Below are 18835 nucleotides of genomic sequence, written 5' to 3'. Positions count from 1 at the left end.
GTTCACCGCCCTCCGGGATCCTGGATCGCCGCGCGCATGATCTGCCCGGCGATCCGGGCCGCTTCGGCGCTGCCGCCGTCACCGACCGACTCCAACAGTACGCAGACGGCGGAGACCGGCTTGCCGTCCTTGTCGAGTGCGAACCCGATGAACCAGCCGTGGTCCTTGGTGTTCTCGCCGGCCTGGGCGGTGCCGGTCTTGCCGCCCACGGTGTACCCGTTGATCCGGGCGTTCTTGCCGGTGCCCTCGGTGACCACGTTGACCATCATGTCCCGCAGGTCGTTCGCCACCTGCGAGCTGACCGGCTGCCGGAGCTGCTTCGGGTCGGCGGTGTAGTAGTTGGTGGTCCGGTCCGGGCCGAGCAGCTGCTGCACCAGGTACGGCCGCATCTGGGTGCCGTTGTTCGCCACCGCGGCGGCGATCAGCGCCCCCTGCAACGGGGTCATCCGCACGTCGAACTGGCCGATCGAGGACTGGGCCAGCCCGGCCAGGTTGGCACTGCCGTCCGGGTTCTGGATGTCCCCGGTGCGGCTGGCGGCGACCGGCAGGCCGGCCTCGTCGAGCTGGCCGACGGTGAGGTCCTCCTGCTCGAACCCGAACTGCCGGGCCTTCTCCTTGATCTTGTCCGCGCCCAGCTCCACGCCGAGCTTGGCAAAGCCGGTGTTGCAGGACTCGGTGACCGCGTTGTTCAGGGTCACCTCGTCCTCAGGGCAGATCGACGGGACCGCGTTGCGGATCGGCGTACCGGAGGTGGGCGGGGTGTAGCTCGACCCGGCGGGGATCATGGTCTGCTTGCCCACCCCGTTCTCCAGGGCGGCGGCGGCGACCACGATCTTGAAGGTCGAGCCGGGCGGCAGCGTCTCGCCCAGCGCCCGGTTGCGCAGCGGCCCGTCCGGGTCGCCCTCCAGCTTGTTGTACGCCGCCGACGCCTTGCCGGTGTCGTGGTCGGCCAGCGGGTTCGGGTCGAAGCTGGGCATCGAGACCAGCGCCTGCACCGCCCCGGTACGCGGGTCGATCGCGATCGCCGCGCCCCTGGTCGCCCCGGCCCGGTTGTCGGCCAACTGCTTGTACGCGGTGTCCTGCGCCTGCTTGGAGATGCTGAGCAGCACGTTGCCGCCCCCGGACGGCTCACCGGTCACCCGGAGCATGTCCCGGAAGCGGTCGGCGAAGAGGGTGTCGCTGGTGCCGGCGAGGAAGTCGTTCTCGGCCCGCTCGATGCCGGTGTCCCCGAGGTTGACCGGCTTGTACCCGAGCACGTGCGCGTACTTCGGGCCGGCCGGGTAGGTGCGCAGGTACTTCAGCCGGCCGGCGGTCTCCTTGCTGGTCGCCACCGGGGTGCCGCCGGCCTCGATGTTGCCGCGCTTGCTCTCGTACTCGGCGACCTGGACCCGGCCGTTGTAGTCGCTGGTGCGGTACTCGTCGGCCTTGTACGCCTGGATCCAGTTCAGGTTCAGGAAGAGCAGGCTGAACAGGACCATGACGACCACGCCGACCCGGCGAAGCGGTGCGTTCACGGGCGGATCACCTCCGTAGGGGCGCCGTGCAGCTGCTCGGGCGGACCGCCACCGGGCCGGTTGGCCGAACCGCTGCCGGAGACCGCCGGACGCCGACCGGCGTCCGAGATCCGCAGCAGGGTGGCGACCAGCAGCCAGTTCGCCATCAGCGAGGAACCACCAGCGGAGAGGAACGGGGTGGTCTGACCGGTGAGCGGGATCAGCCCGCTGATCCCGCCGACGATCACGAACACCTGGAGGCCGAGGGTGAAGGCGAGGCCCCCGGCGAGCAGCTTGCCGAAGGAGTCCCGGACGGTCAGCGCGGCGCGCAGCCCGCGCTGGACGATCAGCAGGTAGACCACCAGCAGGGCGGAGAGACCGAACAGGCCGATCTCCTCACCGATGCCGGCGAAGATGAAGTCGTTCTGCACCTCGGGCAGCACGCTCGGCGAGCCGCCACCCGGGCCCGCCCCGAACAGGCCGCCGGTGCCGAGGGCGAGCAGCCCCTGCACCAGCTGGTAGCCGTCGTTGAGCGGATCGGCGAACGGGTCCAGCCAGATCTCCGCCCGCAGGTAGAAGTTGGCGAACGGCCCGCCGACCGTGGATCCGAGCAGGTAGGCGAGGTACGCGCCGCCGAAGAACAGCACCAGACCGATCAGCAGCCAACTGACCCGTTCGGTGGCGATGTAGAGCGTCACCACGAACATGCCGAAGTACAGCAGCGAGGTGCCCAGGTCCTTCTCGAACACCAGGACCATGAGGCTGATCAGCCAGACCACGACCACCGGGCCGAGGTCCCGGCCCCGGGGGAAGTCGATGCCGAGGAACCGCCGGCTGGCCAGCGACAGCACCTCGCGCTTGCGCACCAGGTAGTACGCGAAGAAGACCAGCAGGGCGAGCTTGGCGAACTCACCGGGCTGGATGCTGAAGCTACCGACCCGGATCCACAGCTTCGCGCCGTTGATCTCGGAGAACCGGTTGGGCAGCACGGCCGGGATCATCACCAGCACGATGCCGGCCAGCCCCAACGTGTACGCGTACCGGGAGACCGAGCGGTGGTCGCGCATCAGCGCCAGCAGCCCGGCCGCCAGGACCACCGCGGCCAGCGTCCAGGCCAATTGCCGGCCACCGGTACCGGCGAAGGTGGCCAGGTCGGCCCGCTCGGCGGCGGGCGCGTCGTCCAGGTCGAGCCGGCGCAGGTAGCCGACCCCGATCCCGTTGAGCAGGGCCACCGCCGGCAGCAGGGCCGGGTCGGCGAACGGGGCGAGGTAACGGATCACCACGTGCAGGCCGAGGAAGACGACGGAGAGCGCCGCGGCCGGCACCCAGAAGTCGCCGGTCACCTCGTCGAGCACGTTCGCCTCGATGGTGGCGCCGTACGCGGCGACCATGACCATCGCCAGCGCGAGCAGGGACAGCTCGGCGTTACGCCGGGATCGGGCCAGGCGTACGCCGGGCTGCTCGCCCGTCGTGCCGGGCGAGACTGCCGGGGTGGCCTGGGCGGTCACGGTCGGATCCTCGGGGTCGGGCCGGCGCTCACTCGGGCGACCGGCAGCCCGCCGGCTCGAGTGCCGGCGGAACCGTATCGGTGGGCAGGGCGTCCGGGGTCGGGGTGACCGCGCCGGGGGAGCCGGCCGGCGGCGAGGGCGTGCCGTTGGCGCCGGGACTGGCCGCCGTGACACCGGGCGTCGGCGCGACGGTGGTCGGGGCCGGCGTGGCGGTGGGGCTCGGCGGGCAGATCGGCTTGAGGTTCGGGTTGGCCGGGTCGTCGTCGGTCAGCTCGGCCAGCCGCCGGGTGGCGTCCGACTGGCTCTTGGCCTGGATGCCCTGCTTGACCCGCTCCTGCGCGGCCAGCGTCAGGTCGTCGAGCTGGGCGGCGCTGGTGGAGTGCACGTTCGACAGGTCGAGGCCGGCGATCTGGCCCGGCACGCCCTGGAAGACCGCGAGCTGGCCGTTCTCCGTGGCACCGACGTAGTACTGCCGCTGGGTGTAGCTGTAGCCGGCGTAGAGACCGCCGCCGAGCAGGGCGAGCAGAAGGACCAGCAGGGCGGCGGTACGGACCGGGCGGTGCCGGCGGCGTTCCGGCTCGTCGTCCCGGTTCGCCGCCGGCTCCTCGGGAGCGGGCGGGCGGGGCGCGGAGAGCGCCGAGGCGCGGGCCGCCGGGGTGGAGACGTCGGCCGAGGTGGCCATCCCGCGGTCCTGGGCCGCCGCGCCGCCGACGATCGGGCTGGCCTCGACGATGTCGTGGTTGGTGGCGTCCGCGATGATCACGGTGATGTTGTCCGGCCCGCCGCCACGCAGCGCGAGCTGGACCAGCCGCTCGACGCACTGCTGGGGGTCGGTGTACTCGCGCATGGTGTCCGCGATGGTCTCCGCGCTGACCACGCCCGACAGGCCGTCGCTGCAGATGAGGTACCGGTCGCCGGGGAGGACCTGGCGGACGCTGTACTCCGGGTCGATGTCCCGGCCGTCCAGCGCCCGGGTGAGCAGCGAGCGCTGGGGGTGGCTGCTCGCCTCCTCGGCGCTGATCCGGCCCTCGTCGACGAGCATCTGGACGTAGGTGTCGTCCTTGGTGACCTGGGCGAACTCGTTGTTCCGGAGCAGATAGGCCCGGGAGTCGCCGATGTGCACCATGCCGAGCTTGGTGCCGGAGAAGAGGATCGCGGTCAGCGTGGTGCCCATCCCCTCCAACTGGGGGTTGGCGTCCACCGTGTCGCGGAGCTGCTGGTTGGCGGTGTCCACGGCCTGGCGCAACGCGTCGACGAGCGCGTCCCCGGGGACGTCCTCGTCGAGCGGCGCCATGGCACCGATGACGATGTTGCTGGCGACGTCACCGGCGGCCATGCCGCCCATGCCGTCGGCGACGGCGAGAAGCCGCGGTCCGGCGTAGACGGAATCCTGGTTACCGTCTCGGATCAGACCGCGGTCGCTGTGGGCCGCATAGCGCAGGGTCAGAGTCATGGCCGTAATTCGAGAGAAGTGCGGCCGATCCGGATCGGCACGCCGAGGGGGACTGGGGTTGGCCCGGTGACCTTAGCGCGATCCAGATAGGTGCCGTTAGTCGAGCCGAGGTCCTCCACGAACCACTGGCCGTCACGGGGCAGCAGACGGGCGTGGCGCGCGGAGGCGTAGTCGTCGGTGATGACCAGCGTCGAATCCTCCGCCCGGCCGATGGTGATGGGTGCCTCGCCCAGGGTGATCCGGGTACCGGCGAGCTGCCCGGCGGTGACCACCAGCTGGTGGGCCGCCCGCCCCCGCTTGACCTTCGCCGGCTTCGCCGCCGGTTGGCCGGTGGACGCGCCGACCGCCCGGGGGGCGGCCACGATCCGACCGGAACGGGCACCCGCGAACAGGTCCCGCCTGATCACCCCCACCACCGTGAACACGAAGATCCACAGCAGGATGAGGAACCCGAACCGGGCGACGGTGATGACAAGTTCCGGCAAGGTTGGTCAGCCGTCCACGCGGAAGGTCAGGGTGGTGGTGCCGAGCTGGATCATGTCGCCCGGGTTGAGCGCGACGGCGGAGACCCGCTGGCCGTTGACCATCGTGCCGTTGGTGGAGCCGAGGTCGGTGAGGACGACCTGACCGCCGTCGAAGTCCAGCCGGGCGTGCCGGCGGGAGATGCCGACGTCGGGCAGCCGCAGGTTGGCCTGGTCGCCCCGGCCGATCACGGTGGAGCCCATCTGGAGCGGGTAGGTGCGGCCGTCACCGGAGACCAGCCGGACGTTGCGGGCGCCGCCGTGGCCGGGGGGCGGACCGTAGCCGCCGCCCTGGTCGTACGCCGGGTAGGCGGGTCCGGCGTCGTAGCCGGGCGCCGACACCGGGGCCACCTCGCCGCCGGTGTAGACCTCGGCGGTGACCCGGAACATGCCGGTGTCCAGCCCCTCGCCGCGCTCGATCTCGACGATCACGTCGCCGTACACCGTCCACGCCTGCTCGCCGATGAACTCGGCCTGCGACTGGGCCAGCTCCTGGGCGAGCGCGGCGGCGTACGGTGCCAGCCGGCTGTGGTCGTACGGCGAGAGATCGATCACGTAGCGGTTGGGGACGAGGGTGCGCCCACCAGCCAGGATGGCCTTGTGCGCCTCAGCCTCCCGCTGCATGGCGTTGAGGATCTCCACGGGGTGCACCACCCCTTTGAAGACCTTGGCGAAGGCTCCCTCGACCAGGCCTTCCAGACGCTTCTCGAAGCGTTGCAGCACGCTCACCGGCTCCTCCTCGGGTCCCGAGGACATGATGGTATCCGGCCGTCGCTCGTGCAGCTCACACGCCGCTCGGCCGCCTGCTGTCGGCCCGTTCCGACGGGCCCGAAATCTCGTGCTACTCTTCTCCCCGCCACGAACGGTAACCGATCGCGGCAACCGGCCCGGAGCACGTAGGATGTCCCGGCCACCCCCGCTGGCGACGGCGCGGGCGGCAGGCATTACAGTGATCCAGGTCATGCCACGGGGAAGTGGCGGAATGGCAGACGCGCACGGTTCAGGTCCGTGTGCCCGAAAGGGCGTGGGGGTTCAACTCCCCCCTTCCCCACCAACAGTCGAGGGCTCCGCAGCAGCGGGGCCCTCGCCGCATTCGGGGGCCGGGCGGATCGTCACGTTATGCTCCGATGGTTTCTCTGCCCCCTATGACTCATCGGAGTGGCGTGTGAGTGTCGCGGTGGTGACCGGTTCCGGCGGTCTGATCGGCTCGGAGGCGGTCCGGCACTTCGCCGGTCTCGGTCTCGACGTGGTCGGCATCGACAACGACATGCGGCAGGAGTTCTTCGGCGCGGAGGCGTCCACCGCGTGGAACGTACGCCGGCTCGCCGACGAGCTGGGCGGGGCGTACGCGCACCACGGCATCGACATCCGCGACCGGGACGCGCTGGCGGCGCTGTTCCGGCGGTACGGCCGCGACATCGCGGTGGTGATCCACACCGCCGCGCAGCCGTCGCACGACTGGGCGGTCCGCGACCCGTTCACCGACTTCGACGTGAACGCGGCGGGCACGCTGAACGTGCTCCAGAACGTCCGGGAGCACTGCATCGACGCCCCGGTGATCCACTGCTCGACCAACAAGGTCTACGGCGACCGGCCGAACAGCCTCCCGCTGGTGGAGCTGGAGACGCGCTGGGAGATCGAGCCGGGCCACCCGTACGAGCAGGGCATCCGGGAGGACATGTCGATCGACGCCTGCCTGCACTCGGTGTTCGGGGCGTCCAAGGTCGCCGCCGACGTGATGGTGCAGGAGTACGGCCGCTACTTCGACATGCGGACCGCCTGTTTCCGGGGCGGCACGCTGACCGGTGCGGCGCACTCGGCCACCGAGCTGCACGGCTTCCTGGCGTACGTGATGCGCTGCAACATGGAACGCCGGACGTACAAGATCTTCGGGTACCAGGGCAAGCAGGTCCGGGACGCCATCCACAGCTCGGACGTGGTCTCCGCGTTCGAGGCGTTCTTCCGCGACCCGCGCTCGGCGGCGGTCTACAACCTCGGTGGCGGACGCCACTCGAACACCTCCAACCGGGAGGCGTTCACCCTGGCCGAGCAGATCACCGGCCAGGAGATGATCACCGAGTACGTCGAGGCGAACCGGATCGGCGACCACAAGTGGTGGATCGGGTCGAACGAGGCGTTCCAGCGGGACTACCCGGACTGGAAGCAGGTCTACGACGTACCGATGATCCTGCGGGAGATCTACGAGGCGAACGTGGAGAAATGGGTGCCCCAGTCGTGACCGCGCGCAAACGCAACGTCCTCGGCGTCCTGGTCGACGCCACCGACTACGCCTCGGCCACCGAGGAGGTGGTCCGGGCCGCCCGCGACCGCCGGCCGCTGGCGCTGACCGCGCTGGCCGTGCACGGCGTGATGACCGGTGTCCTCGACCCGGCGCACAACGCCCGGCTGAACTCCTTCGACGTGGTGACCCCGGACGGCCAGCCGGTGCGCTGGGCGCTCAACCTGCTGCACCGGGCCGGGCTCAGCGACCGGGTGTACGGCCCGGAGCTGACCCTGCGGGTGCTGGCCCGGTTCGCCGACGAGGGGCTGCCGGTCTACCTGTACGGCTCGACCGAGGAGACCCTGGCCCGGCTCATCCCGGCGCTGGAGCGGATGTTTCCGGCCCTGAAGATCGCCGGGGTGGAGCCGTCGAAGTTCCGCGCGGTGCAGCCGGGCGAGGACGTCGAGATCGCCGACCGGATCCGGGCCAGCGGTGCCCGGCTCGTCCTGGTCGGGCTGGGCTGCCCCCGGCAGGAGATCTTCACGTACGCGATGCGGCCGCTGCTGGACATGCCGCTGATGGCGGTCGGCGCGGCCTTCGACTACCACGCCGGACTGCTGCGCAATCCGCCGCCGTGGATGCAGCGGGCCGGGCTGGAGTGGTTCTGGCGGCTCGGGCTGGAGCCGAAACGGCTGTGGAAGCGGTACGTCATCCTCAACCCGGCCTACCTGGCCCGGCTGGGCGCGCAGAAGACCGGCCTGTGGAAGGCCCGCCCGCCCGCGCCGGCCACCGACCGGCCGTCCAGCTTCGCGGTCTGACCGCCCATCCACGTACGCCAGAAGGGGCCCCGCCGTCACCGGCGGGGCCCCTTGCTGTCGGCAGCTGATCAGACGGTCAGCGTCCAGGTGTTGATGTAGCCGGTGTCGCCGGAGAAGACGTCCCGCACCTGGAGCCGCCAGGTGCCGTCGGCCGCCTCACTGCCCAGGTTGACGGTGTAGGTGGCGATGACGTTGTCCGCGCCGTCGAAGAAGCCCTGGCTCTTCAGCCGGTAGGCGGTGCCGTCCGGGGCGACCAGGTCGACGACCAGGTCACCGCGGAAGGTGTGCACGATGTTCACGTCCACCTTCGAGATGGTCGACGCCGCCCGGCCGCAGCCGGAGATGGTGATCGAGCTGCTGATCGCCGCGCCGGCGTCCGGGATCGCCACGTCGGTGCCGTTGGTGCCGGTGCAGCCGGTCGGCGGCTCCGGGTCGATCGGGCCGCCGCCACCCTCACCGACGTAGAGCAGCTCGTTCGGCGAGCCGGTCCCCGGGTTGGTCACCGCGCCCTTGGTGGCGTCGGCCACCAGCTTGTCGCGGATCTGCGCCGGGGTCCAGGTCGGGTTGGCGCTGGCCAGCAGGGCCGCCGCGCCGACCACGTGCGGGGTCGCCATCGAGGTGCCGCTGATGGTGTTGGTGGCGGTGTCGCCGGTGCTCCAGGCCGAGGTGATGCCCGAGCCCGGGGCGAAGATGTCCAGGCAGGTGCCGTAGTTGGAGTAGCTGGCCCGGGCGTCGGTCGACTCGGTCGCGCCGACGGTGATGCCCTCGGTCACCCGCGACGGCGAGGTGTTGCAGGCGTTGGCGTTGCTGTTGCCGGCGGCCAGGCCGTAGGTCACGCCGGAGGCGATCGAGTTGCGGACCGCGGTGTCCAGGGTGGCGTTCGCGCCGCCGCCGAGGCTCATGTTGGCCACGGCCGGCTTCTGGGCGTTGGCGGTCACCCAGTCGACGCCGCCGATGACCCCGGCGTTGGTGCCGCTGCCCTGGCAGTTGAGCACCTTGACGGCGACCAGCTTGACCTCCTTGGCGACACCGTACGCCGTGCCGCCGACGGTGCCGGCCACGTGCGTGCCGTGCCCGTTGCAGTCGGTGTTGTTGCTGTCGACGGTGTTGGTGCCCCAGGTCGCCCGGGTGCCGAAGTCACTGTGCGTGGTCCGGATGCCGGTGTCGATGATGTACGCGGTCACGTTGCTGGCCGTGGTGGGGTACGTGTACGAGTTGTTCCCCGGCAGCGCCCGCTGGTCGATCCGGTCCAGGCCCCAGGACGGGGTCGGCGACTGGGTCCCGGCGATGCTGACCGTGTGGTTCTGCTCGACGTACGCCACGGCGGGGTCGGCCGCGATGCGGGCGGCGGCCTTGGCGTCCACCCTGACCTCGAAGCCGCGCAGCGCGGCGCTGTAGGTGCGGGCGACCGCACCGCCGTGTTTACCGATCAGCCGCTGGGCGTTGTCGGACACCTTGGTCCGGCCGACCGTGCTGTCCTTGAACACGACGATGTAGCTGTCGGCGACGGCGGTGGCACCGCCGGCCTTCAGGATGCTGCCGACCTGCTCGGCTGCCATGGCCGGCGTCGCGGTCGCCACCATCGACAGGGCGGCGGCACCTACCAGGATCGACCTACGTGGGAGACGCATCTCCCTACCTCCCCTCCGACCGGCACGCATCCTCTCCCCATCCAGGGGAGATCGATGATGACCGATCGAGCTGAGGCTAGGCCGACGACCCAGCCAACGAAACATGTCGAAGTATCAATAACGTGACGGGATGACCCCTAGGGGTAACCGTCGGCCGGAACCCGGGACCAGCCGGATTCGATCGGCCGCCGAACGGGAAAGAGTGTCGGACATGGACCCCCATCTCCTCGCCCTGCTGCCCGTCGCGGCGGTCTGGCTCACCGCGGGCGCGGTCGCCGACGGACTCCCGCGACTGCGCCGGGCCCGCGCCCTGCGGCGGCGCACCGGATGGCTGATCGTCCTGAGCCTCACCGGCCTCGGCCTGATGGTGTCGGTGGTGTTCGCCGGGCTCAGCACCGTCGGCACCACACCCGCCGACCGGGCCGCCGCCGGGCTCGCCCTGGCCGCCCTGCCCGCGCTCCTCGTCGCCGCCTGCACGGTACGCCGGCTGCACCGGCTCCGGGCCGGCACCCGGGCCTTCACCAGCGCGCCCCGCGCACCCGTCCCACCCGGACTGCGCGCCCACGCGGCCCACCCGCTGGTCGGGCTACCCCTCCAGGTCACCGGCCTGGCGCTGGTACCGGCCGCGGTCACCGCGAGCGGCGTCGGCGCGGTCACCGGCACCGAACCGACCGGGCCGGCGCTCACCGTCGCCCTGTTCCTCGTCACCGCGATCGGAGTACGCCACGCGATGCGGCACAGCCGGCTCGCCGCGCGGGCCCTGCCCGCTGCCGGTTCCGCCCGGCTGCCGGACCCGGTCGGATCAGCGCGCGCGACCTGAACCCTGCACGTACAGCAGTTCCAGGATCGCCCGGGTCGCCTCGAACCAGCGGTCGAGCCAGCCGGGAGGCGGCACACTGCCCCGGGGCGGCAGTTCCAACAGCAGACCGCGCAGGAGGGGATGGTCCGCCAACGCCTCGCTGCTCTCGACCGACCAGCCGGTCGGCGGGAACGAGGGCTCGGTCAGCGGGTTCGGGTCCAGCGGCGGCAGGGACAGTGGCGACCCGACCTGCTCGGGCGCGGAACCGCCGCCCTCCCGGCCACCCAGCTCGGAATCGGTGGAGACCACCTCCGTCAGCACGGTGTCCCGGCGGGCCCCGCGGTACTTGCCGCCGAACCGCTCCGGCTTTCCCGGGCCGTTGGTGAGGTTCTCTGAGCCGATCGTCGTCATCCGTCCACCTGCCTCGCTCGGTTGCGGATCCACCTGGCCGACCGGACGGCCGGCCGATGACGAGAAGTACAACGAGGTGGGACGAAAGTGGCGACGGGTGGTACCCCCGCACCGGCCGGTCCGGCGACGTCGGACGGGCGGCGGGCCCGCGCGGACAGGACGAGGGCGCGGCCCCCACCTCCGGCCACGCTGCCGGAAGCGGGGACCGCGCCCCACCTGTCCGCGTCCGGACTCAGCCGAGGCTGAGCCCTGTGCGCTTGGTACCGCCGACGAAGGCGAGCCAGTCACCGGGGGCGAACACCAGAGCGGGACCGCTCGGGTCCTTCGAGTCACGGACCCCGACCGCTCCGGTCACGAACGCCACCTCCACGCAGTTGTCGCAGTTCGGCCCGCTACGCGAGCTCTTGAACCACGATGCGTGCGTCAGGTCTGCGGAGACCCTCTTGGTCGCCATTTCCACAACGGCTCCTCTGCCAGTTCTGCGATGTGTGCGATGGACTCCTCCGGTCGCATGGCCAGTATTCGAATCTGGTCGAAGATGTAGTTGAAGCGTTGAAGCTCGTCGCTCTTCTCCAGGAAGAGCCCACCCGTGGCGTTCTCCGCGTACACGACATCCGGATCACCGGGCTCGGAAAAGTCGAGGATCGTGAACGAGCCGTCCATGCCCGCATGAGCCCCGACCCGGAAGGGCAGCAACTGGATGGTGACGTTGGGCAGCTTCGCCATCTCGACGAGCCGGGCCAACTGTGCACTCATCACCTCTTCCCCACCCACCGGCCGGCTCACCACCGCTTCATCGAGCACCACCCAAAGGTCGATCGGATCATCCTGGGTCAGTAACGACTGGCGGTTCGAACGGACACGCACCCGTTGGGTGACTTCGTCGGACGGCATGTCCGGACGGGCGAGCCGGATCATCGCGCTGGCGTAGTCGGCGGACTGGAGCAGCCCGGGCACCACCTGCTGTTCGTACGCGCGTACCCGCCGGGCGGCGGCCTCCATCCCCACGTACGCGCCGGAGAGGACCGAGTTGAAGGGGTGCCACCAGCCGCGCTGGCGCGCCTCCCGGGCGATCTGCACCAGCTCTTCGCTCTCGACCTCCGACACGCCGTAGATGAGCAGCATGTCCCGGACGTCGCGGGGGCTGGCGGTGGTGTGGCCCGTCTCGATCCGCGAGATCTTCGACGCCGAGCACTCGAGCCGCTCGGCGACCGCGTCGATGGTGATGCCGGCTTCGTCCCGCAGCCGGCGCAGTTCGGCTCCCAGCCGGCGACGGCGGATGGTGGGACTCCGACGTTCGCTCACCGGATCAGCCCTTCCCGCACGGCCGGCCGGGTCACGGACGCGCTCGCGCCCGCTGTTCCGACCCGACCCGTGCGACGGCGTGGGGTGTAAGCACTGTTCGCGCTCACCGGGGGGCACCTCCGGTCGATCGCGCCCGGACTGACTCGCCCGCCGGGGGCGCGACCGTCGACCGGCGGGCGATCGTTCGCGGCGGGGGATGGTTGCGGTCATCAGCCGGCCGCGGCGGCGAAAAACCGGCGTCCAGTGTGCCGGTTTCCCGGTCACGGCTTCAAGCGCCGGCGGCCGGAGGCGGGTTACCGGGCGGACACTTCAGGTATCGGCAAAAGTCGACGTGCAACTTGCATGTCGCACGTCGCTCGTGCAGTCTGTCGGCATGGCTCGGGTCACGCACCGTTTCCTCTCGCTTTCGCAGCGCGTTCGGCGCGGCGTGGACGAGATGGGCGGAAAGCACCGGGCCGGGACAATCAGCCCTGCTGTCGGGTAAGGAACCCCCGCTGGCCGACCGCCCACTCCGGCGGCGGAAGCGGTAACCGGAAGCAGCCGGGTGCTGGTCGGGTGGCGGTCCGCCACCAGCGGGTACGCCCCGACCGGCACCATCTCGCCATGCTGGTCCGCAAGCGGCACCACCGCGCCGAACCGGACCGATCCCCGTTGACGCCTCCCGCCGGCGTGCCCGCCGGCCGATCCCTCACAGGAGCCGATGTGCTTCCCCGCTCAGGTGACGTACTGCACGTGACTCGTGCGGCAAGTGTGCAGTTCTTCCGACCGATGTTGTTCCGGGTGATCCGGGTGCTGGACTGGCCCGCCTACGACGGCTGGCTCTGGCTGGACGGGTACGAGCTGAACGCGACCGGGGACGCCGTCAGCCGACGGTCGATCTTCGTCCAACGGGCCGGGCTGCTCCGGCTCCAGGCCGGCCCCGAGCCCCGTCCGCACACCGTGCGCGGGGCGCGCCGGCCGGCGGCCCGGACCCCGGTCCGCGTGGGCTGACCTGCACTTTCCCCGGTCATGGGGTGGGCCTGGGCCATAGACTTGGTCTGCCCACCCCGGCAGCAGCACCCCGCCCGTCCCGGACCAGAGAACCTGGGATGGCCATGCTCAACCGCACCATCGCACGTCAGCCTCGGCTGACCCGCGTCAGCTACGCCGTCGTACTGCTCGTCCTGCTCGGTACCGCGACCGCGCTGGCCGTCGTGACCCGGGCACCGGCCCACTCGTCCGTCCAGCGCGCCGTCCCGGCGGCCCCGGCGGACGTCCCGGCCGGCCCGTCAGCTTTCCCGGCCGCCGGACCGAGCGGTCCGACCGGCCCGCCTGCCGGGTCCGGTGACCAGGTCGGTGCCCTCGCGGACGCCGGGCACCGGGTACCAGGCCGGGGTGGTGGCACCGGTCGACAGGACGGCTCCGACACCAGCCGGACGGCGGCACTGCACCGGTCCCTGGTCTGGTCCGGCCTCCTCGGGCTGGCCATCTCCCTGACCGGGCTGATCATCGTCGGGTCCCGCCGCCGGATGTGGTGACGCTCAGCCGGTCGGGGTCGGAGTAGGAGCAGGAGTAGCCGGGGTGCTCTCCGTCGGCTCCTCGGACACGGCCGGCCCCTCCGAGACGACCAGGGTGACGTCACTGCCCGCCGGGACGCTCTCCCCGGCCGGCGGATCGATCTCGATCACAGTCCCGGCCGGCCGGTCCGACGGACGCAACTCCACCCGGTACCCCAGACCCAACCGGTCCAGCACGGCCTCCGCGGCCGGCTGCGGCAACCCCACCAGCGGTGGCATCGGCACCCGGTCGGGCCCGGTCGTCGTCGGTGGCGGGGTGGTCGGCGTCGTCCGGCTCGGCGACGGGGTCGGTGCGGCGCCCGTCGTCGCGGCGGGCGGTGACGGCGTCCCGGCCGGCTCGGGCCCCGACGTCGACCGGACGATCAACCACAGACCGACGCCGAGCACCGCCAGGAAGACCAGGGCCACCGAGGCCACCACGATCGGCAACCACCACCGGCGGTCGTCCTGCACCTCCGGGTACCACTCGCCCGGGGCCGCCTCCTGGTACCGCGAGGACCTCGGTGCCGGTACCTCCGCCCGGCCCGACCAGACCGTGGGCACCGGTGGCCCGACGCGGGTCCCCTCGGCGACCGGAGCGGCACCGTCCCGGTCCGCCGAACCGGCCTCGGTCGGCGACTCCGGACGCGGGACAGGTCGGGTGCGGTCCTCGGGATCCTCGCCGGTCCCCGGCTCCCGTCGGTCGTCGCTCATGGCTCGTCCCTTCCCAGCTGGGCGGACATCGGGACCCTCGACAGTCCAAACTAACCGCCCGGTGGCCCCGTACCGGGGACCATCGCCACCGACCCGCCCAACCTCCGCCCTGGTCGGTCAACGGGCCGGCCGGCCCGGACGCCCGCCACGGCCACCGGTCGCCTGACGGCCGAGGGGGCGTTACGCTGCCCGGCATGGCCGTACGGGGCTGGGCAGGATCACTCGCGACCGCGGTCGGCGTGGCTGCCGGTGTGGGCGCGGCACAGCTCGGTTTCGGCTACGGGCTGGGCATCATCACCTGGACGACCACCGACGTCGGTGCCGTCCCGGTGGCTCCGGACCCCTCCGGCCCGGTGTGGGCGGCCAGCCTCGCCTGGTCCACCTGGATCGCGGCCATCTCCACCGTCACCGGAGCGGTCGTCGCGCAGCGGCTGAGCCGGCAGCGCACCCACGTACCGCCGGCACCGACCGAGCCCGGACCGGAAGTCCCGGAGCGAACCGGCGCCGACCCGCGAACGCCGGAACCGGTCGGCCGCGCCCGGCGGAACCGGCGCGGGGCCGGCGCGGTCCCGACCGCTGTCGCCTCGGCGGTCGGCGCGCTGGTCACCGTGCTGCTCGTGGCGGTACCGGCCCGCGTCGCGAACCCACCGGACACCACCGCGCCGCAGGACATGGCCGCCGCCTACGCCGGGGCCGGCGTAGTGGTCGGGCTGCTCGTCGCGATCTGGGCGCTGCGCTCACCGCCCGCCGCCAACGGTGTCGTCGCCACCGCCGGCTGGATCTGGTTGCTGGCCGTGGTCGCGGTCGTCGACGGCGTGCTCGCCGGACGCGGGCTGACCAGCGCCCAGCTCGGAACCTGGCAGCTCGACACCGGCAACAGACAGCTGTGGTGGGGGGAGCATCTCTACTGGCCCGGAGCGCTGCTGTCGCTGGGCTCCGCCCTGGTGATCGGAGCGCTGGCCGCCCGCCGGGCCGCCCGGTCGACCTACCGACGGGTCGGGGCGGCCGCCGCCGGTGCGGCCGGCCCGATCCTCGTCGCCGTCGCCTATCTCCTGGCCGCTCCCCGGTCGACCGAGCTTCGAGGTGAGCAGCTCTCCGCCCACCTCGTCGCCCCGTACGCGGTGATCGCCGGTCTCGCCGGTTCGGTGCTGGTCGCCGCGCTGGCCCAGCGCAGGGACGCGGCAGCCGCCACCGGCCCGACCGCCCCGGCCGACGGTGCCACCCCCGCCCCGGCGGACACCACGACCGATGCCGCACCGAGCGACGCCGCACCGAGCGCTTCCGCGTCGAGCGGCGTCGCCGGGTCAGCCGACGCGCCGAGCGCCTCTGCCGGCGGGCCAGACGACGCGCCGATCGGGCAAGCCGACGGGCCGGCCGACGTGGTGTTGCCCGCAGCGGTGTCGACGACCCGGGTACCCCGACCACGGCGCGGGGAACCAGCCGTTCCGGCCGACCCGGACCCCACCGACCCGCAGTCCCGGTCGTCGGTCACCCGGTCGGCGGCCGACGACTCGACGGCAGCCGACGGCAGCGGTGATCCGTCGGTGCCCGACCGGGGCGTGGGCCCGGCCGGTTCCGCAGGCGGCCCGGAAGCCGGCGTACCCGATCAGGCGGCGTGGGCCTCCGGGCCCGGAACCGACGCGGACGCCGCCGGGCCGGACCCGGCGACCTCGGCCGACCCGGCGACCTCGGCCGATCCGGTGCCCCGCCCCCGTCGTCGCGCCCCGTCCCGCCGCCCACGCCCCTGACCGGGGCGACGGTTCAGTCGATGGGCCAGGTGTGCACCGGTTCGTTGGTGTGCTGGAGTTCGGCGTAACGCTGGACCATGTGGTGCAGCGCGGCGGCCCGGTCCATGCCGCGGTGCCGTTCGGCCGCCCACACCGTGCGGGTCTGCCACACCGCGCCGTTGCGGCCGGTCCGGCAGCGCTGCTCGATGATCCCGAGGAGCCGGTCCCGTTCGGCGGGGTCGACGCCGAACCGGTCCAAACCGGTCGCCGCCTTCGGCAGTAACACGTCGAGCACCAACTGGGTCACCGGCACCTCGCCCATCCGCGGCCAGTGCAGCACCGCTTCCATGCCACGTCGGGCGGCGGCGTGGAAGTTCTCCTCGGCGGAGCTGAAGGTGAGCTGGCTCCAGATCGGCCGGTCGGACTCGGCGAGCCCGCGCGCGAGCCCGAAGTAGAAGGCGGCGTTGGCGAGCATGTCGACCACGGTCGGCCCGGCGGGCAGCACCCGGTTCTCCACCCGCAGGTGGGGACGGCCGTTCATGATGTCGTAGACCGGGCGGTTCCAGCGGTAGACGGTGCCGTTGTGCAGCCGCAGCTCGCTGAGCTCGGGCACCCCACCGGCGTGCAGTACGTCGACCGGGTCCTCGTCGTCGCAGATCGGCAGCAACGGCGGGAAGTACCGGACGTTCTCCTCGAACAGGTCGAAGATCGAGGTGATCCACCGTTCACCGAACCACACCCTCGGGCGTACGCCCTGGGCCTTGAGTTCGTCGGGGCGGGTGTCGGTGGCCTGCTCGAACAGGGCGATCCGGGTCTCCGCCCAGAGCTGCCGGCCGTACAGGTACGGGGAGTTCGCCCCCACCGCCACCTGGACCCCGGCGATGGCCTGGGAGGCGTTCCAGTAGTCGGCGAAGCTGTCCGGGGCGACCTGGAGATGGAACTGGAGGCTGGTGCAGGCCGCCTCCGGGGCGATCGAGTCGGTGTGGGTCTGGAGCCGCTCGACGCCCCGGATGTCGAGTTCGATGTCCTCGCCCCGCGCGCCCACGATCTGGTCGTTGAGGGCCCGGTAGCGTTCGTTGGTGGAGAGGTTGTCGGCGACCAGGTGCCGCTCGGTCAGGGTGGGCAGGATGCCGACCATGACGATGGTGGCGCCGGACCGGGCGGCCCGTTCGCCGGCCCGGTCGAGGCTGCCGGTGAGGTCCTCCTCGTACTCGGTGAAGCCCCGGCCGCCGATCAGTCGGGGGTTGGCGTTCAGTTCGAGGTTGAACTGACCCAGTTCGGTCTGGAACAGCGGGTCGGCGATCTCGGCGAGGATCTCCTCGTTGCGCATCGCCGGCTCCGCCGCCGGATCGACCAGGTTGAGTTCGATCTCCAGCCCGGTCATCGGGCGGTCCGCGTCGAAGCCGAAGTCGTCGAGCATGAGCGCGAAGACGTCCAGACATCGTCGGACCTTCTGCCGGTACCGGACCCGGTCCTCTCGGGAGAAGGCGCCCTGTACGACGTCCCTGCCCATATGTCCTCCCGGCACGAGGCGCGGTCGGCCCGGCCGGAGAGTCCGGCCGGCGACGGCGCATTTGGTGAATTATCCCGTCAAGAACGCCGGCCTCACCAGAACCAGAGGCCACCTCCGGTGGTGGCCACCGGGACGACGACGGCCCGGTGGGGACGTGCCCGCCCTCTCACTACCCAGGTGGGGGCGGTCCGGCACCGGCCGGGCGTCGAACGACTCGTGACAATTCGCACCTGCCCCGCCACGCTCGTCGATCTCCGGTACGGCCACCCTACCGCCCGGGGGCGGGCCGTGATCCGGTGCGAAAGGCCACATCACGCACGTGTCGATCGCCGCGTCGGTCCGACTTGTATCCCTAAGTAATGATGTCGAGGTCCAATACTGACCAGTCACTTAGTTCTGTGTTCAACTATCTTGAATGGGATATTCCTTGTGACAATGACTGTTAGGATGCGCGAGTGACCAAGAACGTCTTGGACGACCCCCGGATAACCGCCGTCGGCCTGCTCGTCGAGGCGCACGCCGGCCTGTCGTCACGATTCGCCACCCAGTACGAGGAGCACGGACTCAGCCCGGTCGAGTTCGAAGTCCTCACCCGACTCGCCCGGTCCCCCGGAAACCAACTACGCATGACCGACCTGGCCGCCCAGACGTCGCTGTCGACCAGCGGCGTGACCCGGGTGGTGGACCGGATGGAGCGCGACGGGCTGCTCTGCCGCCGGGCTTGCCCCTCCGACCGACGCAGTTCCTACGCGGTGGTGACCCGATCCGGCCTGGACCGGCTCAACGAGACACTGCCCGGACACCTGACCATCATCGAGCAGTGGTTCACCGGGCAACTCGAACCGGCGGAACTGGAAGCTCTGCTGCACGCCCTGCGCAAGGTCCGGGACGCCGTACACCCGGGGGCCACCGCAGGTAGCGGCGAGCCCGCGCCGACGGACGACCGCCTGGTGGAGACGGCCCCGGGTGCCCGCCCGGGCCGACGACGCTGACGAAGAACCCGGCAGACATCCGGTGGCCCGGGGGGAGCACACCGGCAGAACGACCGGCAGAACTGACCAGCACACTCCATCTTCTTGGATCAATCGGACAATAGCGCCGGAGGGTCACCGCTAACCTTCGTTCCAGCGGGGACACACCGGGGGGTGACGGCGCGAGCGATGAGCGAGGGGTAGCACCACAGGGG

At 71.6% G+C, this 18835-nt stretch carries 18 protein-coding genes and 1 tRNA gene; 8 read left to right on the top strand and 11 right to left on the bottom strand.

Annotated elements, in window-relative coordinates:
• Window positions 1-2: 2 nt before the first annotated feature.
• Genes PVK37_RS06575 through PVK37_RS06555 form a run of 5 tightly spaced genes read right to left on the bottom strand, consistent with a single transcriptional unit; the run spans window position 3 to window position 5731 of the window.
• Window positions 3-1514: a peptidoglycan D,D-transpeptidase FtsI family protein gene (locus tag PVK37_RS06575; RefSeq protein WP_275032867.1), complete on the bottom strand. Its 1512-nt coding sequence runs from the start codon at window positions 1512-1514 to the stop codon at window positions 3-5.
• Window positions 1511-3001: an FtsW/RodA/SpoVE family cell cycle protein gene (locus tag PVK37_RS06570; protein ID WP_423791007.1), complete on the bottom strand. Its 1491-nt coding sequence runs from the start codon at window positions 2999-3001 to the stop codon at window positions 1511-1513. The genes PVK37_RS06575 and PVK37_RS06570 overlap by 4 nt, the downstream gene beginning before the upstream one ends.
• A gap of 28 nt (window positions 3002-3029) precedes the next feature.
• Window positions 3030-4454: a PP2C family protein-serine/threonine phosphatase gene (locus PVK37_RS06565; protein WP_275032866.1), complete on the bottom strand. Its 1425-nt coding sequence runs from the start codon at window positions 4452-4454 to the stop codon at window positions 3030-3032.
• Window positions 4451-4939, bottom strand: a complete 489-nt coding sequence (locus PVK37_RS06560; RefSeq protein WP_275032864.1) for an FHA domain-containing protein FhaB/FipA — start codon at window positions 4937-4939, stop codon at window positions 4451-4453. The genes PVK37_RS06565 and PVK37_RS06560 overlap by 4 nt, the downstream gene beginning before the upstream one ends.
• A gap of 6 nt (window positions 4940-4945) precedes the next feature.
• A complete protein-coding gene (locus PVK37_RS06555; RefSeq protein ID WP_275032863.1) occupies window positions 4946-5731 on the bottom strand; it encodes an FhaA domain-containing protein in 786 nt (261 codons plus the stop codon).
• A 212-nt stretch (window positions 5732-5943) separates the two neighbouring features.
• Here PVK37_RS06555 and PVK37_RS06550 point away from each other — a divergent pair.
• The 3 genes from PVK37_RS06550 (at window position 5944) to PVK37_RS06540 (ending at window position 8014) form a co-directional block, all read left to right on the top strand.
• Window positions 5944-6029, top strand: a tRNA-Leu gene (locus PVK37_RS06550).
• 111 nt (window positions 6030-6140) lie between these two features.
• On the top strand, window positions 6141-7214 hold the full coding sequence (locus PVK37_RS06545) for an NAD-dependent epimerase/dehydratase family protein (RefSeq protein ID WP_275032861.1): 1074 nt from the start codon (window positions 6141-6143) through the stop codon (window positions 7212-7214).
• Window positions 7196-8014: a WecB/TagA/CpsF family glycosyltransferase gene (locus PVK37_RS06540; protein ID WP_275032860.1), complete on the top strand. Its 819-nt coding sequence runs from the start codon at window positions 7196-7198 to the stop codon at window positions 8012-8014. Before PVK37_RS06545 ends, PVK37_RS06540 begins: the two co-directional genes overlap by 19 nt.
• A gap of 68 nt (window positions 8015-8082) precedes the next feature.
• Here the strand turns inward: PVK37_RS06540 and PVK37_RS06535 are convergent, their stop codons facing one another.
• Window positions 8083-9645: a S8 family peptidase gene (locus PVK37_RS06535; protein WP_275032859.1), complete on the bottom strand. Its 1563-nt coding sequence runs from the start codon at window positions 9643-9645 to the stop codon at window positions 8083-8085.
• Between the two features lie 211 nt (window positions 9646-9856).
• Here PVK37_RS06535 and PVK37_RS06530 point away from each other — a divergent pair, with 211 nt between their 5' ends.
• Window positions 9857-10465 (top strand): hypothetical protein, encoded by a 609-nt coding sequence (locus tag PVK37_RS06530; RefSeq protein ID WP_275032858.1) that lies wholly within the window; start codon window positions 9857-9859, stop codon window positions 10463-10465.
• On the opposite strand, the gene PVK37_RS06525 is transcribed toward PVK37_RS06530, so the two are convergent.
• From PVK37_RS06525 to PVK37_RS06515, 3 genes are all read right to left on the bottom strand, one after another.
• Window positions 10448-10855 carry a hypothetical protein gene (locus PVK37_RS06525; protein WP_275032857.1) on the bottom strand — a complete coding sequence of 136 codons (408 nt, stop codon included), beginning with the start codon at window positions 10853-10855 and terminating at the stop codon, window positions 10448-10450. The genes PVK37_RS06530 and PVK37_RS06525 overlap by 18 nt on opposite strands.
• 232 nt (window positions 10856-11087) lie before the next feature.
• Window positions 11088-11309 (bottom strand): DUF397 domain-containing protein, encoded by a 222-nt coding sequence (locus tag PVK37_RS06520; protein WP_275032856.1) that lies wholly within the window; start codon window positions 11307-11309, stop codon window positions 11088-11090.
• Complete coding sequence (locus PVK37_RS06515) at window positions 11279-12160, bottom strand: helix-turn-helix domain-containing protein (RefSeq protein WP_275032855.1); 882 nt, start codon at window positions 12158-12160, stop codon at window positions 11279-11281. Before PVK37_RS06515 ends, PVK37_RS06520 begins: the two co-directional genes overlap by 31 nt.
• A 702-nt stretch (window positions 12161-12862) precedes the next feature.
• On the opposite strand from PVK37_RS06515, the gene PVK37_RS06510 reads away from it, so the two are divergent.
• Window positions 12863-13150 (top strand): hypothetical protein, encoded by a 288-nt coding sequence (locus PVK37_RS06510; RefSeq protein WP_275032853.1) that lies wholly within the window; start codon window positions 12863-12865, stop codon window positions 13148-13150.
• A 98-nt stretch (window positions 13151-13248) separates the two neighbouring features.
• Window positions 13249-13677 (top strand): hypothetical protein, encoded by a 429-nt coding sequence (locus tag PVK37_RS06505; protein ID WP_275032851.1) that lies wholly within the window; start codon window positions 13249-13251, stop codon window positions 13675-13677.
• Window positions 13678-13680: 3 nt separating this feature from the next.
• Here the strand turns inward: PVK37_RS06505 and PVK37_RS06500 are convergent, their stop codons facing one another.
• The gene (locus PVK37_RS06500) at window positions 13681-14409 is read right to left on the bottom strand and encodes a PASTA domain-containing protein (protein ID WP_275032850.1); all 729 of its coding nucleotides are present in this window, start codon (window positions 14407-14409) and stop codon (window positions 13681-13683) included.
• A gap of 194 nt (window positions 14410-14603) precedes the next feature.
• Between PVK37_RS06500 and PVK37_RS06495 the strand changes: the two genes are divergently transcribed.
• On the top strand, window positions 14604-16157 hold the full coding sequence (locus PVK37_RS06495; protein WP_275032849.1) for a hypothetical protein: 1554 nt from the start codon (window positions 14604-14606) through the stop codon (window positions 16155-16157).
• Between the two features lie 13 nt (window positions 16158-16170).
• Here the strand turns inward: PVK37_RS06495 and PVK37_RS06490 are convergent, their stop codons facing one another.
• Entirely contained in the window at window positions 16171-17649 is a 1479-nt protein-coding gene (locus tag PVK37_RS06490; RefSeq protein ID WP_275032848.1) for a glutamate-cysteine ligase family protein, read from the bottom strand.
• 455 nt (window positions 17650-18104) lie between these two features.
• Between PVK37_RS06490 and PVK37_RS06485 the strand changes: the two genes are divergently transcribed.
• A complete protein-coding gene (locus PVK37_RS06485) occupies window positions 18105-18641 on the top strand; it encodes a MarR family winged helix-turn-helix transcriptional regulator (RefSeq protein WP_275032847.1) in 537 nt (178 codons plus the stop codon).
• Window positions 18642-18835: the final 194 nt, after the last annotated feature.

Origin of the sequence: Micromonospora cathayae (assembly GCF_028993575.1) — a bacterium.
Classification (GTDB): Bacteria; Actinomycetota; Actinomycetes; order Mycobacteriales; family Micromonosporaceae; genus Micromonospora; species Micromonospora cathayae.
Note: the sequence above shows the minus strand (reverse complement) of the source record. Positions and strands in the feature narration are given on the sequence as shown.

What these genes read in the sequence shown, in the direction of transcription:
- PVK37_RS06565 (WP_275032866.1), bottom strand. Translation starts at nt 4,454, where the DNA reads ATGACTCTGACCCTGCGCTATGCGGCCCACAGCGACCGCGGTCTGATC.
- PVK37_RS06525 (WP_275032857.1), bottom strand. Translation starts at nt 10,855, where the DNA reads ATGACGACGATCGGCTCAGAGAACCTCACCAACGGCCCGGGAAAGCCG.
- PVK37_RS06495 (WP_275032849.1), top strand. Translation starts at nt 14,604, where the DNA reads ATGGCCGTACGGGGCTGGGCAGGATCACTCGCGACCGCGGTCGGCGTG.
- PVK37_RS06490 (WP_275032848.1), bottom strand. Translation starts at nt 17,649, where the DNA reads ATGGGCAGGGACGTCGTACAGGGCGCCTTCTCCCGAGAGGACCGGGTC.
- PVK37_RS06530 (WP_275032858.1), top strand. Translation starts at nt 9,857, where the DNA reads ATGGACCCCCATCTCCTCGCCCTGCTGCCCGTCGCGGCGGTCTGGCTC.
- PVK37_RS06520 (WP_275032856.1), bottom strand. Translation starts at nt 11,309, where the DNA reads ATGGCGACCAAGAGGGTCTCCGCAGACCTGACGCACGCATCGTGGTTC.
- PVK37_RS06540 (WP_275032860.1), top strand. Translation starts at nt 7,196, where the DNA reads ATGGGTGCCCCAGTCGTGACCGCGCGCAAACGCAACGTCCTCGGCGTC.
- PVK37_RS06505 (WP_275032851.1), top strand. Translation starts at nt 13,249, where the DNA reads ATGGCCATGCTCAACCGCACCATCGCACGTCAGCCTCGGCTGACCCGC.
- PVK37_RS06500 (WP_275032850.1), bottom strand. Translation starts at nt 14,409, where the DNA reads ATGAGCGACGACCGACGGGAGCCGGGGACCGGCGAGGATCCCGAGGAC.
- PVK37_RS06555 (WP_275032863.1), bottom strand. Translation starts at nt 5,731, where the DNA reads ATGTCCTCGGGACCCGAGGAGGAGCCGGTGAGCGTGCTGCAACGCTTC.
- PVK37_RS06535 (WP_275032859.1), bottom strand. Translation starts at nt 9,645, where the DNA reads ATGCGTCTCCCACGTAGGTCGATCCTGGTAGGTGCCGCCGCCCTGTCG.